Source organism: Brucella tritici, assembly GCF_008932295.1.
GTDB classification, from domain to species: domain Bacteria; phylum Pseudomonadota; class Alphaproteobacteria; order Rhizobiales; family Rhizobiaceae; genus Brucella; species Brucella tritici.
Genome location: NZ_WBWA01000008.1, coordinates 109,105 through 124,726, shown reverse-complemented (window position 1 = coordinate 124,726; position 15,622 = coordinate 109,105). Strand labels below are relative to the sequence as shown.

Sequence of the window (15,622 nt, the reverse complement as noted above, 5' to 3'; positions counted from 1 at the left end):
CTCGCGGACGGTCGGCCCTCTGGAGTGGTTCGCATTGCAAAAAGCCAATGGCAGCGCCAATGCATTGCCATGGAGCGAATTTCCTGTTTTCAATCGCGTGGATCGGATGACAGGAACGGATCGCTGCGACGATGACCCGACACGCTTATCTTGCTGTGCTTGCAACGTTCTTGATTCTTGCCGGGTGTGGCTCGCCCCGCGCCGTGCTGTGGCACGGGCCGCATTCAAGCCCGCAATCGGTGGCCGCAGCGCAAGCCGCCATCGTCAAGCCTGCGAAGCCGGCGGCGGTGGTTCCCATCTATGTGGCGACGAGCCGCCAGCGCTCGGATAATTTCTCGCAGCCGTATAATTCAAAGCGCTCTGACACGCTGAACTTTGCGCAGGTCGATGTCGGCATTCCGGCGGCTCATGTCAAAGGGCAGGTCGAGTCGACCGGCTACAAGCCTGATCCCGCCAAAAATTTCGCTGCGACCGCATTCCAGCCTTACGACAATGCAGAACAGTTTCTCGCACAATTAAATGCAGCGCTTGCGAAGCAGGGACCGAAGGACAAGGAAATCCTGATCTTCGTGCATGGCTACAACAATAATTTTGCCGACAGCACATTCCGCACTGCGCAGTTTGTCCATGATTACAAGATGAAGTCGGTGGCGGTGGAATATGCCTGGCCGTCGGGCGGCGATCTGGGCCTTTATGTCTATGATCGCGATAGCGCGGACTTCGCACGCGACGGTCTGGCACGATTGCTGGAACTCGTCGCCCGCAGCAAGGCTGAGCGCATCGTTCTTGTCGGTCACTCCATGGGCAGTTTCGTCACCATGGAGGCCTTGAGGACCCTGTCGCTGCGCGGCGAAAAGAATGTGCTGCGCCGCATCAGTGCGCTGTTGCTCGCCGCACCGGACATTGATCTCGACGTCTTCGAAAAGCAGATCAAGGATATCGATCCCATGCCGCATCCGACAGCGGTGATGACATCGCGCAGCGATCGTGCGCTTGGTGTCTCATCCTTCATCACTGGCGGCCATGCGCGGGTAGGGGGCGGCACCAGCATTCCGACGCTTCAGAAATATGGAATCGCGGTGATAGATGCGACCGACTTGGATGGCGGCGAACATAATGTCTTTGCCTCCTCGCCATCGCTCATGGCTTTGGTTAGCGACGGCACTCTGTCGCTGGGCGCTTTGAACGGACAGGAAAACCAGACGACGGGACAGGCGGTGCTGGCAGACGGTGCTTCCGCAATCAAGGGCGCCGCTTCGCTTGTGCTTTATCTGCCGGGCAGGCTGGTTGGGGCAGGGGCTTCGGCTGCTCCATGAGTTCATTTTAAAGCGAGTGCTGAAACCCACAACTTTCATTGCCAGGTTGCAGGCAATTGATTCTCGCTGCAATTGCCAGTGGATTGAATTTGACGTTTGATATCTGCCCGATATCAACCTCGTTTCAAACGTCAAATTCCAAAAAATTCACTGGATATATAGAGTGGCCAGTGGTCGTTTTGATTCCGCCATTTGCTCGACGCTCATATCCGGCGGATGCAAATGTCGGAATCAGACCACTTGGCCGACCAGTCCGTGCGACTTTTCCTCACGAAATTATGATCTTTTCATGTTATAGGGGTTTTCAGTGGGATAAGCGGGCTTGATGCCATAGCTTGTTAAGCATCTTGGCTCGTCTTTGCCCAATAGATCATGCCGGAGGGGTTGCGCTTGCGCACGTGCTGCGATAACCGTCCCGGCGAAAAGCGCTTAGTTCGCACGGCATGCCTTTTGAAGCTGCTTGGGGCGACGAGGTTGCACAGATGCAATGTGTCGCATGGTCGTCAGCTCCAAAAAGCTTATGACAGGCGGCGCAGCCTCGTATTCAAGCCGGATAAAGGACCATGAACGAGCTTTTAAGTTCCTACCTGCCGATCGTCATCTTTCTCGGCATTGCGATGGTAATTGGTGTAGCCCTCCTGGTTGCGCCGTTTCTTGTCGCCTATAGACAGCCCGACCCCGAAAAGCTTTCTGCTTACGAGTGCGGCTTCAATGCCTTCGATGACGCCCGTATGAAGTTCGACATCCGTTTCTATCTGGTGTCGATTCTCTTCATCATCTTCGACCTGGAAGTCGCCTTCCTTTTCCCATGGGCTGTGTCCTTTGGTGAAATCGGCTGGTTCGGCTTTGCGTCGATGATGGTGTTCCTTGGCGTTCTGACCATCGGCTTCATTTATGAATGGAAGAAGGGAGCGCTGGAATGGGATTGACCTCAGCCAACACAACGCTCGTGGCTCCGCAGCCGAAGGGCATTCTTGACCCGCGCACGGGCAAGCCTGTCGGTTCCGACGATGCATTCTTCAACGATCTGAACAGCGAGCTTTCCGACAAGGGGTTCATCGTCACATCTGCTGACGCTCTGATTACCTGGGCGCGTACCGGCTCGTTGATGTGGATGACCTTCGGTCTCGCATGCTGCGCCGTGGAAATGATGCACATTTCCATGCCGCGCTACGATGCCGAACGTTTCGGTATTGCACCGCGCGCATCACCGCGTCAGTCCGACGTGATGATTGTTGCCGGCACGCTGACCAACAAGATGGCGCCCGCTCTGCGTAAGGTCTACGACCAGATGCCGGAGCCGCGTTACGTTATCTCGATGGGTTCCTGCGCCAATGGCGGCGGCTACTACCACTATTCCTATTCGGTGGTGCGTGGCTGCGATCGCGTGGTTCCGGTCGACATTTACGTTCCGGGCTGCCCTCCGACTGCTGAAGCGCTGCTTTACGGCATTCTTATGCTTCAGAAAAAAATCCGTCGCACGGGTACGATTGAGCGCTGAGCCGTTATCGACCGGTTCGCGCAAGACAAGTTTTGTTAGGGTTCGACTGTCTGCCATCCCCTGAAAAGGGGCTCCCAATGGCAAGCGCGGTGTGAGTTCTAAAGAAGGAAGTTAGGAAAATGAGCGAAGAAGCTCTCGGTGAACTTTCCGGCTATATCAAGGAACGCCTCGGCGACGCGATCGAAGAGGCGAAACTTGCTTATGGCGAGTTGACGCTTTCGGTTCCGGCTGCGAGCATTATCAGCGTTCTGACTTTCCTGCGTGACGACGTGCAGTGCCAGTTCGTCAACCTGACGGATATTTCGGGCGTCGACTATCCGCAGCGCGCCAAGCGTTTCGATGTCGTCTACCAGTTGATGTCTCCACGCCAGAACCAGCGCATCCGCGTCAAGGTTCAGGCTGATGAAGATACGCTGGTGCCTTCCGCAGTGCCGGTCTTCGTCGGTGCCGAATGGTTTGAGCGCGAAACCTACGACATGTACGGCGTTCTGTTCTCCGGCCATCCGGACCTGCGCCGTATCCTGACCGACTACGGTTTCGAGGGTCATCCGCTGCGCAAGGACTTCCCGCTCACCGGCTTCGTTGAAGTTCGTTACAACGACGAGCTGAAGCGTGTCGTCTACGAGCCTGTGCAACTGCGCCAGGAATTCCGCAATTTCGATTTTCTCTCGCCATGGGAAGGAACGGATTACGTTCTGCCGGGCGATGAGAAAGCAAAGACGAACTGAGCGACAGGAAGCTGAACATGGCTGAGACTCAGGTCCGCAATTTCAATATCAACTTCGGTCCGCAGCACCCTGCCGCGCACGGCGTGCTGCGTCTGGTGCTTGAACTCGACGGTGAAGTCGTCGAGCGCGTCGATCCGCATATCGGTCTGCTGCATCGCGGCACCGAAAAGCTGATGGAAGCCAAGACCTACCTTCAGGCTGTGCCTTATCTCGACCGCCTCGATTACGTGGCGCCGATGAATCAGGAGCACGCCTATGCGCTTGCCGTCGAACGCCTGCTGGGCATCGATGTGCCGAAGCGCGGTCAGGTTATCCGCGTTCTCTATTCGGAAATCGGCCGTATCCTGAACCATCTTCTCAACGTGACCACGCAGGCCATGGACGTTGGCGCACTGACGCCGCCGCTCTGGGGCTTCGAAGAGCGCGAAAAGCTGATGGTGTTCTACGAACGCGCTTGTGGCGCGCGTATGCACGCAGCCTATTTCCGTCCGGGCGGCGTCCATCAGGACCTGCCGGATCAGCTCGTTGAAGACATCGGCAAATGGATCGATCCGTTCTTCAATACGCTCAACAATCTTGATGACCTCATCACGCCAAACCGTATTTTCAAGCAGCGTAACGTCGATATCGGTGTCGTGAAGCTGGAAGATGCATGGGCATGGGGCTTCTCGGGCGTCATGGTTCGTGGTTCGGGCGCTGCATGGGATCTGCGCAAATCGCAGCCTTACGAGTGCTACAACGAGATGGAATTCGACATTCCGATCGGCAAGAACGGCGACTGCTATGATCGCTACCTGATCCGCATGGAAGAAATGCGTCAGTCGGCGCGCATCATGCGCCAGTGCGTCGATCTTCTGCTCGGCAAGGAGCGCGTCGGTCCGGTTTCCAATGCCGACAACAAGATTGTGCCGCCGAAGCGCGGCGAGATGAAGCGCTCGATGGAAGCGCTCATCCACCACTTCAAGCTTTACACGGAAGGCTACCATGTGCCTGCCGGTGAAGTTTACGCAGCAGTTGAAGCCCCGAAGGGCGAGTTTGGCGTCTTCCTCGTCTCGGACGGCTCCAACAAGCCTTATCGCTGCAAGCTGCGCGCTCCGGGCTTTGCCCATCTTCAAGCCATGGATTTCCTGTGCCGCGGCCATATGCTGGCTGACGTGTCGGCAATTCTTGGCTCGCTCGATATCGTGTTTGGTGAGGTTGACCGCTGATGTCCGTTCGCCGTCTCGCAGATGATGCCGTCCAGCCAGCCGCTTTCGCGTTCAACGCGGAAAATCAGGCCTGGGCGCACAAGACGATCGCAAAATTCCCTGAAGGCCGCCAGCAGTCGGCTGTTATTCCGTTGCTCATGCGTGCGCAGGAGCAGGACGGCTGGGTCACGAAGGCAGCTATCGAACATGTCGCAGGCATGCTCGAAATGCCGCTGATCCGCGTTCTGGAAGTCGCGACTTTCTATACGCAGTTCCAGCTTAAGCCGGTTGGCACGCGCGCGCACATTCAGGTTTGCGGCACCACGCCATGCATGTTGCGTGGTTCGGAAGCGCTGATGGATGTCTGCCGTCACAAGATCAACCACGACCCGTTCGAGCTCAATGCCGACGGAACCCTGTCGTGGGAAGAAGTGGAATGCCAGGGCGCTTGCGCCAATGCACCGATGGTCATGATCTTCAAGGACGCCTATGAAGATCTGACGCCGGAGCGTCTTGCCGAGATCATCGACGCTTTTGAAGCCGGCAAGGGCGACACCATCAAGCCGGGTCCGCAGATCGACCGCGTGACGTCCGAGCCGCTCAGCGGCCTGACCGCTCTGACCGAAGATCTCGACTACAAGAAGGTCGGTCTTGAGACCCGCAAGGCATCCGATGCCGCCGCAGCCAAGGCGAAGGCCGAAGCAGAAGCAAAGGCCAAGGCGGAAGCCGCTGCAAAAGCAGCCGAGGAAGCGAAGAACGTCGCTCCGTCCAATGCTGCAAAGCCTGTGACCAACGCACCTGAAACCGATCCGGCGCTCAAGACGCCTTCGGATGTCAAGGTGTCGAAGGCTGCCGAGAAGGCTGCTTCGGTGGAAGCCAAGCAAAACTTCAAGCTCGACGATGCCAATCGTCCGGTTTCTATCGAGCGTCCGGAAGCGGTTGACGATCTGAAGCTGATCTCCGGCGTTGGCCCGAAGATCGAGGAAACCCTGCATGAGCTGGGTATCTTCACCTTCAAGCAGGTCGCTTCCTGGAAGAAGGCTGAGCGCGAATGGGTCGACGGCTATCTCAGCTTCCACGGTCGCATCGAGCGTGAAGACTGGGTGAAGCAAGCCAAGGCTTTGGCCAAGGGCGGCGTCGAGGAATACATCAAGGTATTCGGAAAGAAGCCGGTATGATGACTTCGATATTGGCAAACACGAACGGAAACAGGTGAGACATGCTGGCTGATAAAGATCGCATCTTCACCAATATTTACGGCTTCAAGGATCAGTCCCTGAAGGGTGCCATGGCGCGCGGCCATTGGGACAACACCAAGGGTCTGATCGAAAAGGGCCGTGACTGGATCATCGACGAGATGAAGGCTTCGGGCCTGCGTGGCCGTGGCGGCGCTGGCTTCCCGACGGGTCTCAAGTGGTCGTTCATGCCGAAGCAGAGCGACGGTCGCCCGCATTATCTGGTCGTCAATGCCGACGAATCCGAGCCGGGCACCTGCAAGGACCGCGAAATTCTGCGCCACGATCCGCATACGCTGATCGAAGGCTGCCTGATCGCCGGTTGCGCCATGGGCGCACACACCGCCTATATTTATATTCGCGGCGAGTTCATGCGTGAGCGTGAAGCCCTTCAGGCTGCAATCGACGAGTGCTACGAAGCCGGTCTGCTCGGCAAGGGCAACAAGTGCGGCTGGGATATGGATGTTCTCGTATCCCACGGCGCTGGCGCTTACATCTGCGGTGAAGAAACGGCTCTGCTCGAAAGCCTTGAAGGCAAGAAGGGCCAGCCGCGTCTGAAGCCTCCATTCCCGGCAAATATGGGCCTTTATGGCTGCCCGACGACCGTGAATAACGTGGAATCGATTGCCGTTGCGCCGACGATCCTGCGTCGTGGTGCAGCATGGTTCTCGTCCATCGGACGCCCGAACAATGTCGGCACCAAGCTGTTCCAGATCTCGGGCCACGTGAACACGCCTTGCGTCGTGGAGGAAGGCCTTGGCATTCCGTTCCGCGATCTGATCGAAAAGCATGGCGGCGGCATTCGCGGCGGCTGGGACAATCTGCTTGCGGTCATTCCCGGCGGTGCATCGTGCCCTGTCATCAAGGCTGAGGACATGATGGATGCGATCATGGACTTCGACGGAATGCGCGACAAGAAATCGTCGTTCGGCACCGGCGGCCTGATCGTCATGGACAAGTCCACTGACATCATCAAGGCGATTGCCCGTCTGGCAGCGTTCTTCAAGCATGAGAGCTGCGGCCAGTGCACGCCGTGCCGTGAAGGCACCGGCTGGATGTGGCGCGTGATGGAACGCATGGTCAAGGGTAACGCGCAGAAGCGTGAAATCGACATGCTGTTCGACGTGACCAAGCAGATTGAAGGTCACACGATCTGCGCGCTCGGCGATGCTGCTGCATGGCCAATTCAGGGCCTGATCCGCAATTTCCGTCCGGAAATTGAAAAGCGCATTGATGATTATACACGCAACGCCGTGCAGAGCCGCAATATCCGTCTGGAAGCAGCGGAATAAGGCTTAACGAGTTGCAAGCGGTTTGAAGAAGACTGCTCGAAAGTTTGAGATCTGGAAGATGCGGCATAAGCCGCAGGTTTGGATAAGCGATGGCAAAGATCAAGGTTGACGGCACAGAGATCGAAGTACCCGATCACTATACGCTCCTTCAGGCTGCCGAAGCCGCGGGCGCGGAAGTGCCACGTTTCTGTTTCCACGAACGGCTTTCCATCGCCGGAAACTGCCGTATGTGTCTGGTTGAAGTAAAGGGCGGACCGCCGAAGCCGGCGGCATCCTGCGCCATGGGCGTGCGCGATCTGCGTCCCGGCCCGAATGGCGAAGCGCCAGAAATCTTCACCAACACGCCGATGGTCAAGAAGGCCCGCGAAGGCGTGATGGAATTTCTGCTCATCAACCACCCGCTGGATTGCCCGATCTGCGATCAGGGCGGCGAGTGCGATCTGCAGGATCAGGCAATGGCCTTCGGCACCGACGGTTCCCGCTATCGCGAGAACAAGCGTGCTGTTGAAAACAAATATATCGGCCCGCTCGTCAAGACGGTGATGACGCGTTGCATTCACTGCACGCGCTGCGTCCGCTTCACGACCGAAGTTGCAGGTATTTCGGAACTCGGCCTCATCGGTCGTGGCGAAGACGCCGAGATCACCACCTATCTCGAACGCGCCATGACGTCGGAACTGCAGGGCAACGTTATCGATCTTTGCCCGGTTGGCGCTCTGACCTCGCGTCCTTATGCGTTCCAGGCCCGTCCGTGGGAACTGAACAAGACCGAAACCATCGACGTGATGGATGCGGTCGGCTCGAACATCCGCGTTGACACCCGTGGCCGCGAAGTGATGCGCGTCATGCCGCGTGTCAATGAAGCGGTGAACGAAGAGTGGATTTCCGACAAGACCCGCTTCATCTGGGATGGCCTGCGCACCCAGCGCCTCGACCGCCCATATGTTCGCAAGGATGGCCGTCTGGTCGCAGCATCGTGGCCGGAAGCTTTCTCCGCTATTGCTGCCAAGGTCTCCGCAATGTCGGCTGAAAAGATCGGCGCAGTCGCTGGCGATCTGGCTTCGGTTGAAGAAATCTATGCGCTGAAGGGCCTGATGGCTTCGCTCGGTACCGCCAATATCGACAGCCGCCAGGATGGCGCTGCTCTCGATCCGGCTCTGGGGCGCGCAACCTATCTCTTCAACTCCACGATCGAAGGCATTGAAAACGCTGATGCTCTGCTCATCATCGGTTCCAATCCGCGCGTTGAAGCTGCCGTTCTGAACGCACGTATTCGCAAGCGCCAGCGCATGGGCCATTTCCCGGTCGCCCTGATCGGCGAACAGGTTGAACTGCGCTACGAATATGAATATCTGGGTGCTGGCGCTGAAACACTCGCCGCCGTTGCTGCTGGCAAGAACGCTTTCCGCGATGTGCTGGCCAAGGCTGAACGTCCGCTGATCATCATCGGTCAGGGCGCGCTCACCGGTGAGAATGGTGCTGCGGTTCTGTCGACCGCCGCCAAGCTCGCTCAGGATGTTGGCGCGATCAAGGATGAGTGGAACGGCTTCTCCGTTCTGCACACTGCCGCTTCGCGCGTTGGTGCTTTGGATCTCGGCTTCGTGCCGGGTGAGGGCGGCAAGGTGGCTGGCGACATGCTGGGCAATCTGGATGTCGTGTTCCTGCTCGGTGCAGACGAACTCGACATGACCAAAAAGGGTTCGAGCTTCGTCGTTTACATCGGCACGCACGGCGATGCCGGCGCACATGCTGCCGACGTTATCCTGCCGGGCGCCGCCTACACGGAAAAGTCGGGCACCTGGCTCAACACCGAAGGTCGCGTGCAGCTTGGCAGCCGCGCCGGTTTCGCACCGGGCGAGGCAAAGGAAGACTGGGCAATCCTGCGCGCTCTTTCCGACAGCCTTGGCAAGCGCCTGCCGTTCGATTCGATGCAGCAGCTTCGCGCCAAGCTCTATGCGGACTATCCGCATATGCTGGCCATCGACACCATCACGCCTGCTTCCGCCGACGATCTCGTCGCGCTGGCAGCGAAAGCATCCAACCTGGGCGGCGGCGCTGCGTTCGTCTCTCCGGTCAAGGACTTCTACCTGACGAACCCAATTGCGCGCGCTTCCGCCGTCATGGCCGAATGCTCGGCGCTCGCGGCTGGCGGCTTCCAGCAGGCTGCCGAGTAAGCGAGAGAGAGACGGAACAATGGAAGGTATTTTTGCAGCTTACGTCTTGCCCGCGCTTATCATAGCGCTGAAGTCGGTCGTTCTGCTCGTCGTATTGCTGATCGTCGTCGCTTACCTGCTTTACGCAGATCGCAAGATCTGGGCAGCAGTACAGCTTCGTCGCGGCCCGAACGTTGTCGGTCCCTGGGGTCTGTTCCAGGCTTTTGCTGACTTGTTGAAGTTCGTCTTCAAGGAACCGATCATTCCGTCTGGCGCAAACAAGGGTGTTTTCCTCCTTGCGCCTTTCGTTTCCGCCGTTCTCGCAATGGCAACCTGGGCGGTCATTCCGGTCAATGAAGGCTGGGCCATCGCCAACATCAATGTCGGCATTCTCTATATCTTCGCCATTTCTTCGCTCGAAGTTTACGGCGTGATCATGGGCGGCTGGGCATCGAACTCGAAATATCCGTTCCTCGGTGCGCTTCGTTCCGCTGCGCAGATGGTTTCCTACGAAGTCTCCATCGGCTTCGTGATCGTCACGGTTCTGCTGACGGTTGGCTCGCTCAACCTCACCGACATTGTGCTTTCGCAGAATACCGGCCTCGGTACCATGCTTGGCCTGCCGGCTTCGTTCCTCGACTGGAACTGGCTCTGCCTGTTCCCGATGTTCGTGATCTTCTTCATTTCGGCACTTGCTGAAACGAACCGTCCGCCATTCGATCTGGTCGAAGCTGAATCCGAACTCGTGGCCGGTCACATGATCGAATATTCGTCCACGCCGTTCCTTCTGTTCTTCCTCGGCGAATATGTGGCGATCACGCTGATGTGCGCCCTGATGACGACCCTCTTCCTTGGCGGCTGGCTGCCTCCGGTGGACGTGTGGTTCCTCAACTGGGTTCCGGGCATCATCTGGTTCATGCTGAAGCTTTGCTTCTGCTTCTTCCTCTTCGCAATGGTGAAGGCTTTCGTTCCGCGTTATCGCTACGACCAGCTGATGCGCCTTGGCTGGAAAGTGTTCCTGCCGATCTCGCTCTTCATGGTTGTCGCAACCGCGACCTTCCTCAAAGTCTTCGGTCTGGCGTAAGGAGTAATAACTATGGCTTCATTCGCTCAAGCAGCCAAATCGCTCCTGCTCAAGGAATTCGTCGGCGCGTTCTTTCTTTCCATGCGCCAGTTCTTCGCGCCCAAGGCGACGTTGAACTACCCGCATGAAAAGGGCCCGGTTTCGCCGCGCTTCCGTGGAGAGCACGCACTGCGCCGTTACCCGAACGGTGAAGAACGCTGCATCGCCTGCAAGCTTTGCGAAGCGATCTGCCCGGCGCAGGCCATCACCATCGAGGCCGGTCCGCGCCGCAATGACGGCACTCGCCGCACGGTGCGTTACGATATCGATATGGTGAAGTGCATCTATTGCGGTTTCTGCCAGGAAGCATGCCCGGTGGATGCCATCGTGGAAGGTCCGAATTTCGAATTCGCGACCGAAACCCGCGAAGAACTCTACTACGACAAGGACAAGCTCCTTGCCAATGGCGACCGTTGGGAACGCGAAATCGCGCGCAATATCGCGATGGATGCGCCATATCGCTGATTGGTTTTGCTGAAACTTCGTTTCGGCATCCGGTTTGAAAAGCGGCAACAGGAAGGGGCGGCCCATCTTGTTGCTGGAATTTAAGTTTCGCGATTATTCGCGGCAAACAAAGACTAAAGCGAGCGAGGCAATAAGGCTTTGCTCACGGAAAGGTGTTGGGGGATCCCCATGCTGACAGGTATTGCGGCAGCGTTCTTCTATCTGTTCGCCTTCATCATGATCGCCAGCGCGTTCATGGTGATTGCGGCACGCAACCCCGTGCATTCGGTGCTGTTTCTGATCCTCACATTCTTCAATGCGGCAGCTCTGTTTCTGCTGACCGGGGCCGAGTTCCTCGCCATGATCCTGCTCGTCGTTTACGTCGGAGCAGTGGCGGTTCTCTTCCTCTTCGTGGTCATGATGCTGGATGTGGATTTCTCCGAGCTGAAGCGCGGCGCATTGCAATATGCACCGGTCGGCGCTCTCGTCGGCCTCATTTTGCTCGGCGAACTGATCTTCGTGTTCGCAAGCAACATGTTTGCGCCGAAGCTGGGGCAGGGCGCTGTGCCAATCCCGAATATCGCCGAGCGGTCCAATACCGCTGCTCTGGGCGACATTCTCTACACCGACTTCGTCTTCTACTTCCAGGTTGCTGGTCTCGTCCTTCTGGTCGCGATGATCGGCGCCATCGTTCTGACGCTGCGGCACAAGCCGAATGTCAAGCGCCAGTCCATCCCGACCCAGGTAGCTCGCACGCCGGAAACGGCGATCGAGATCAAGAAGGTCGAAACGGGCAAAGGCATCTGAGGATAAGCATATGGAAATCGGTATCTCCCATTATCTCACCGTTTCGGCCATCCTGTTTACGCTTGGCGTCTTCGGCATCTTCCTGAACCGCAAGAACGTCATCGTTATCCTGATGTCGATCGAATTGATCCTTCTGTCGGTCAATCTCAATTTCGTGGCGTTCTCCAGCCAGCTCGGCGACATGGTCGGGCAGGTCTTCGCCCTTTTCGTTCTGACTGTTGCGGCTGCTGAAGCGGCCATCGGTCTGGCAATTCTCGTTGTTTTCTTCCGTAATCGCGGTTCCATCGCGGTGGAAGACGTCAATGTTATGAAAGGTTGACGGGCAAATGCTCTACTACGCGATCGTCTTCCTTCCGCTTCTCGGCTTCCTGATTGCCGGTCTCTTCGGCAATCAGATCGGAGCCAAGGCGAGCGAATACATCACTTCCGGTTTCATGGTCATCGTCGCGATCCTGTCCTGGGTCGTGTTCTTCCAGATTCCGCTCGGCCACGACGCGGAAACCGTCCGCATCCCGGTTCTTCACTGGGTGACGTCGGGCACGCTTTCCTTCGACTGGGCATTGCGCATCGATACGCTCACCGGCGTCATGCTGGTGGTGGTGAACTCGGTGTCGGCTCTCGTGCACATCTATTCCATTGGATATATGCACCATGATCCGCACCGTCCGCGCTTCTTCGCCTATCTGTCGCTCTTCACCTTCGCCATGCTCATGCTGGTCACGTCGGACAATCTGGTTCAGATGTTCTTCGGCTGGGAAGGCGTGGGTCTGGCTTCCTACCTCCTGATCGGTTTCTGGTTCCAGAAGCCTTCGGCCAATGCCGCCGCCATGAAGGCGTTCGTCGTCAACCGCGTTGGTGACTTCGGCTTCCTGCTCGGCATCTTCGGTGTGTTCGCGCTGTTCCAGTCTGTCGACTACAACACGATCTTCGCTGCCGCAGCCAATTATCTGCCGGCTGAAGGCGCTGCCGATGCCAATCAGGTCGTTCTGAACTTCCTCGGCTATCAGCTCGACAAGCAGGGCGCGATCACAATCACCTGCCTGCTGCTTTTCATGGGCGCGATGGGCAAGTCGGCGCAGTTCCTGCTGCACACCTGGCTTCCGGACGCCATGGAAGGCCCGACCCCGGTTTCGGCGCTCATTCACGCTGCTACTATGGTTACCGCGGGCGTGTTCATGGTCGCCCGCATGTCGCCGATCTTTGAACTGTCGCAGACCGCACTTCTGGTCGTGACGATCATCGGCGCAACCACTGCCTTCTTTGCAGCAACGGTCGCTCTCGTGCAGAACGACATCAAGCGCGTGATCGCCTATTCGACCTGTTCGCAGCTCGGCTATATGTTCGCAGCTCTTGGTGTGGGTGCCTATGGCGCGGCTGTGTTCCACCTGTTCACGCACGCTTTCTTCAAGGCGCTTCTGTTCCTTTGCGCCGGCTCGGTTATCCATGCCGTTTCGGAAGAGCAGGACATGCGTCGCATGGGCGGCCTGCGCAAGCTGATCCCGATCACCTACTGGATGATGGTCATCGGTACGGTTGCCATTACGGGCCTCGGTATTCCGGGCACGATCATCGGCACCGCCGGTTTCTTCTCCAAGGATGCGATCATCGAATCCGTCTTCGCTTCGCACAGTGCTGCCAGCGGCTACGCTTCGACGCTTCTCATCGTTGCAGCGCTCTTCACGAGCTTCTATTCATGGCGCCTGATTTTCATGACCTTCTACGGCAAGCCGCGCGCTTCCGCCGAAGTCATGCATCACGTCCATGAATCGCCGGCTGTCATGTTCGTTCCGCTGCTGATCCTCGGCGTCGGTGCACTCTTTGCCGGTGTCGTGTTCAAGGAACTCTTCTTCGGCCATGAATATGCCGAATTCTGGAAGGGTGCGCTGTTTACCTCGGCTGCCAACCAGATCCTTGAGGAATACCATCATGTTCCTCTGTGGGTTAAGCTGTCGCCGTTCATTTCGATGGTTCTCGGCTTCATCGTCGCCTGGATCTTCTACATCCGCTCGCCGGAAACGCCGAAGGCGCTGGCTGCCCGTCACCGTGGCCTCTACCAGTTCCTTCTCAACAAGTGGTACTTCGACGAACTGTACGATTTCCTCTTCGTACGTCCGGCTCGTTGGCTTGGCCGCTTGTTCTGGAAGGGTGGCGACGGCTGGCTTATTGACGGCTTCGGCCCGGATGGCATCTCGGCTCGCGTGCTCGATGTCACCAACCGTGTCGTCAAGATGCAGTCCGGATACCTTTATCACTACGCATTCGCGATGCTGATCGGCGTCGCCGCGCTCGTCACTTGGATGATGCTCGGGAGCTCTTTCTGATGACCGACTGGCCAATTCTCTCAACGGTCACGTTTCTGCCGCTCGTCGGCGCGTTACTGATCCTTCTGATCAAGGACGACAGCGAGGCTTCGCGTCGCAATATCCGCAACGTCGCTTTGCTGACGACGATATTCGTCTTCATCCTGTCGCTCGTCGTCTGGGCAGGGTTCGATAATTCGAACTCTGGTTTCCAGATGGTCGAGCAGGTCGACTGGATGGGTGGCGGCATTAGCTATCACATGGGCGTGGACGGTATCTCCGTCCTGTTCGTGGTGCTTTCCGCTTTCCTCATGCCCTTCTGCATTCTCGCAAGCTGGGTGTCGGTGGAAAAGCGCGTCAAGGAATACATGATCGCGTTCCTCATTCTGGAAACGCTGATGATCGGCGTGTTCTGCGCGCTCGACCTGTTCCTGTTCTACGTGTTCTTCGAAGCAAGCCTTATCCCGATGTTCATCATCATCGGCGTGTGGGGCGGCAAGCGTCGCGTCTATGCAAGCTTGAAGTTCTTCCTTTATACGCTTCTGGGCTCCGTGCTGATGCTCATCGCCATCATGGCCATGTACTGGCAGGCTGGTACGATGAATATCGTCGAGTTGCTGAAGTACGACTTCCCTGCGGGGATGCAGACATGGCTATGGCTTGCCTTCTTCGCGTCCTTCGCGGTCAAGATGCCGATGTGGCCGGTCCATACCTGGTTGCCGGACGCGCACGTTGAAGCGCCGACGGCAGGCTCGGTCATTCTGGCCGGTATTCTCCTGAAGCTCGGCGGTTACGGTTTCATCCGTTTCTCGCTGCCGATGTTCCCTCTGGCTTCGGCTGACTTCGCACCCTTCATCTTCGCGCTGTCGGTAATCGCGATCATCTACACCTCGCTCGTCGCGATGGTGCAGGAAGACATGAAGAAGCTGATCGCCTATTCGTCGGTTGCGCACATGGCCTATGTGACCATGGGTATTTTTGCAGCCAATGAGCAGGGTATCCAGGGCGCCATCTTCCAGATGTTGTCGCACGGCATCGTGTCGGCTGCGCTCTTCCTCTGCGTCGGCGTGATCTATGATCGTATGCATACCCGCGAGATCGCGGCGTTTGGCGGTCTGGTGAACAACATGCCGAAATATGCGGTGGCCTTCCTCATCTTCACGATGGCGAATGTCGGCCTGCCGGGTACTTCGGGCTTCATCGGTGAATTCCTGACGCTGTTCGGTGTGTTCCGGGTCAATACCTGGGTGGCACTGTTCGCAACCACGGGGGTCATCCTCTCGGCGGCTTATGCGCTCTGGCTCTACCGTCAGGTAGTGTTCGGCGCATTGACCAAGGAAAGCCTGAAGGCGCTCCTCGACTTGAGCCCGCGTGAGAAGATCATTCTCTACCCGCTTGTGGCGCTCACCATCTTCTTCGGTGTGTATCCGACCCCGGTCTTCAATGTGACCGCCGGTGCCGTGAACGCCCTGGTCCAACATTACGACGCAGCACTCGCGGGCACCGCGAGCGCCGTGCTGGCACAGTAAGAAATAA

General features: G+C 57.5%; 14 protein-coding genes. All 14 read left to right on the top strand.

The window, feature by feature from the left end; translation table 11 throughout:
• The first annotated feature begins 131 nt into the window (after positions 1-131).
• Positions 132-1,316, top strand: coding sequence for an alpha/beta hydrolase (locus F9K91_RS10945; protein ID WP_151554678.1), 1,185 nt, complete (start codon positions 132-134; stop codon positions 1,314-1,316).
• Between the two features lie 563 nt (positions 1,317-1,879).
• Positions 1,880-2,245 (top strand): NADH-quinone oxidoreductase subunit A, encoded by a 366-nt coding sequence (locus tag F9K91_RS10940; RefSeq protein WP_006466588.1) that lies wholly within the window; start codon positions 1,880-1,882, stop codon positions 2,243-2,245.
• Positions 2,236-2,817 (top strand): NuoB/complex I 20 kDa subunit family protein, encoded by a 582-nt coding sequence (locus tag F9K91_RS10935; protein ID WP_006466589.1) that lies wholly within the window; start codon positions 2,236-2,238, stop codon positions 2,815-2,817. Before F9K91_RS10940 ends, F9K91_RS10935 begins: the two co-directional genes overlap by 10 nt.
• Before the next feature lie 119 nt (positions 2,818-2,936).
• Complete coding sequence (locus F9K91_RS10930) at positions 2,937-3,545, top strand: NADH-quinone oxidoreductase subunit C (protein WP_151554677.1); 609 nt, start codon at positions 2,937-2,939, stop codon at positions 3,543-3,545.
• 17 nt (positions 3,546-3,562) lie between these two features.
• Positions 3,563-4,753: an NADH-quinone oxidoreductase subunit D gene (locus F9K91_RS10925; RefSeq protein ID WP_061345454.1), complete on the top strand. Its 1,191-nt coding sequence runs from the start codon at positions 3,563-3,565 to the stop codon at positions 4,751-4,753.
• A complete protein-coding gene (locus tag F9K91_RS10920) occupies positions 4,753-5,910 on the top strand; it encodes an NADH-quinone oxidoreductase subunit E (RefSeq protein WP_151554676.1) in 1,158 nt (385 codons plus the stop codon). Before F9K91_RS10925 ends, F9K91_RS10920 begins: the two co-directional genes overlap by 1 nt.
• Before the next feature lie 41 nt (positions 5,911-5,951).
• The gene (gene nuoF, locus F9K91_RS10915; protein WP_061345452.1) at positions 5,952-7,259 is read left to right on the top strand and encodes an NADH-quinone oxidoreductase subunit NuoF; all 1,308 of its coding nucleotides are present in this window, start codon (positions 5,952-5,954) and stop codon (positions 7,257-7,259) included.
• 89 nt (positions 7,260-7,348) lie between these two features.
• On the top strand, positions 7,349-9,433 hold the full coding sequence (gene nuoG, locus F9K91_RS10910; protein WP_151677795.1) for an NADH-quinone oxidoreductase subunit NuoG: 2,085 nt from the start codon (positions 7,349-7,351) through the stop codon (positions 9,431-9,433).
• Between the two features lie 19 nt (positions 9,434-9,452).
• Positions 9,453-10,496, top strand: coding sequence for an NADH-quinone oxidoreductase subunit NuoH (gene nuoH, locus F9K91_RS10905; RefSeq protein ID WP_006466595.1), 1,044 nt, complete (start codon positions 9,453-9,455; stop codon positions 10,494-10,496).
• A gap of 12 nt (positions 10,497-10,508) precedes the next feature.
• The gene (nuoI, locus tag F9K91_RS10900) at positions 10,509-11,000 is read left to right on the top strand and encodes an NADH-quinone oxidoreductase subunit NuoI (protein WP_007874549.1); all 492 of its coding nucleotides are present in this window, start codon (positions 10,509-10,511) and stop codon (positions 10,998-11,000) included.
• A gap of 168 nt (positions 11,001-11,168) precedes the next feature.
• Positions 11,169-11,786 carry an NADH-quinone oxidoreductase subunit J gene (locus F9K91_RS10895; RefSeq protein WP_012092259.1) on the top strand — a complete coding sequence of 206 codons (618 nt, stop codon included), beginning with the start codon at positions 11,169-11,171 and terminating at the stop codon, positions 11,784-11,786.
• 10 nt (positions 11,787-11,796) lie between these two features.
• A complete protein-coding gene (nuoK, locus tag F9K91_RS10890) occupies positions 11,797-12,105 on the top strand; it encodes an NADH-quinone oxidoreductase subunit NuoK (protein ID WP_061345449.1) in 309 nt (102 codons plus the stop codon).
• A gap of 7 nt (positions 12,106-12,112) precedes the next feature.
• Complete coding sequence (nuoL, locus tag F9K91_RS10885; RefSeq protein ID WP_151554674.1) at positions 12,113-14,107, top strand: NADH-quinone oxidoreductase subunit L; 1,995 nt, start codon at positions 12,113-12,115, stop codon at positions 14,105-14,107.
• Entirely contained in the window at positions 14,107-15,615 is a 1,509-nt protein-coding gene (locus tag F9K91_RS10880) for an NADH-quinone oxidoreductase subunit M (protein ID WP_151554673.1), read from the top strand. The genes nuoL and F9K91_RS10880 overlap by 1 nt, the downstream gene beginning before the upstream one ends.
• The last annotated feature ends 7 nt before the right edge of the window (positions 15,616-15,622 follow it).

Coding starts and splice junctions, on each gene's coding strand:
- F9K91_RS10945 (WP_151554678.1), top strand. CDS start 132: ATGACCCGACACGCTTATCTTGCTGTGCTTGCAACGTTCTTGATTCTT.
- F9K91_RS10940 (WP_006466588.1), top strand. CDS start 1,880: ATGAACGAGCTTTTAAGTTCCTACCTGCCGATCGTCATCTTTCTCGGC.
- F9K91_RS10935 (WP_006466589.1), top strand. CDS start 2,236: ATGGGATTGACCTCAGCCAACACAACGCTCGTGGCTCCGCAGCCGAAG.
- F9K91_RS10930 (WP_151554677.1), top strand. CDS start 2,937: ATGAGCGAAGAAGCTCTCGGTGAACTTTCCGGCTATATCAAGGAACGC.
- F9K91_RS10925 (WP_061345454.1), top strand. CDS start 3,563: ATGGCTGAGACTCAGGTCCGCAATTTCAATATCAACTTCGGTCCGCAG.
- F9K91_RS10920 (WP_151554676.1), top strand. CDS start 4,753: ATGTCCGTTCGCCGTCTCGCAGATGATGCCGTCCAGCCAGCCGCTTTC.
- nuoF (WP_061345452.1), top strand. CDS start 5,952: ATGCTGGCTGATAAAGATCGCATCTTCACCAATATTTACGGCTTCAAG.
- nuoG (WP_151677795.1), top strand. CDS start 7,349: ATGGCAAAGATCAAGGTTGACGGCACAGAGATCGAAGTACCCGATCAC.
- nuoH (WP_006466595.1), top strand. CDS start 9,453: ATGGAAGGTATTTTTGCAGCTTACGTCTTGCCCGCGCTTATCATAGCG.
- nuoI (WP_007874549.1), top strand. CDS start 10,509: ATGGCTTCATTCGCTCAAGCAGCCAAATCGCTCCTGCTCAAGGAATTC.
- F9K91_RS10895 (WP_012092259.1), top strand. CDS start 11,169: ATGCTGACAGGTATTGCGGCAGCGTTCTTCTATCTGTTCGCCTTCATC.
- nuoK (WP_061345449.1), top strand. CDS start 11,797: ATGGAAATCGGTATCTCCCATTATCTCACCGTTTCGGCCATCCTGTTT.
- nuoL (WP_151554674.1), top strand. CDS start 12,113: ATGCTCTACTACGCGATCGTCTTCCTTCCGCTTCTCGGCTTCCTGATT.
- F9K91_RS10880 (WP_151554673.1), top strand. CDS start 14,107: ATGACCGACTGGCCAATTCTCTCAACGGTCACGTTTCTGCCGCTCGTC.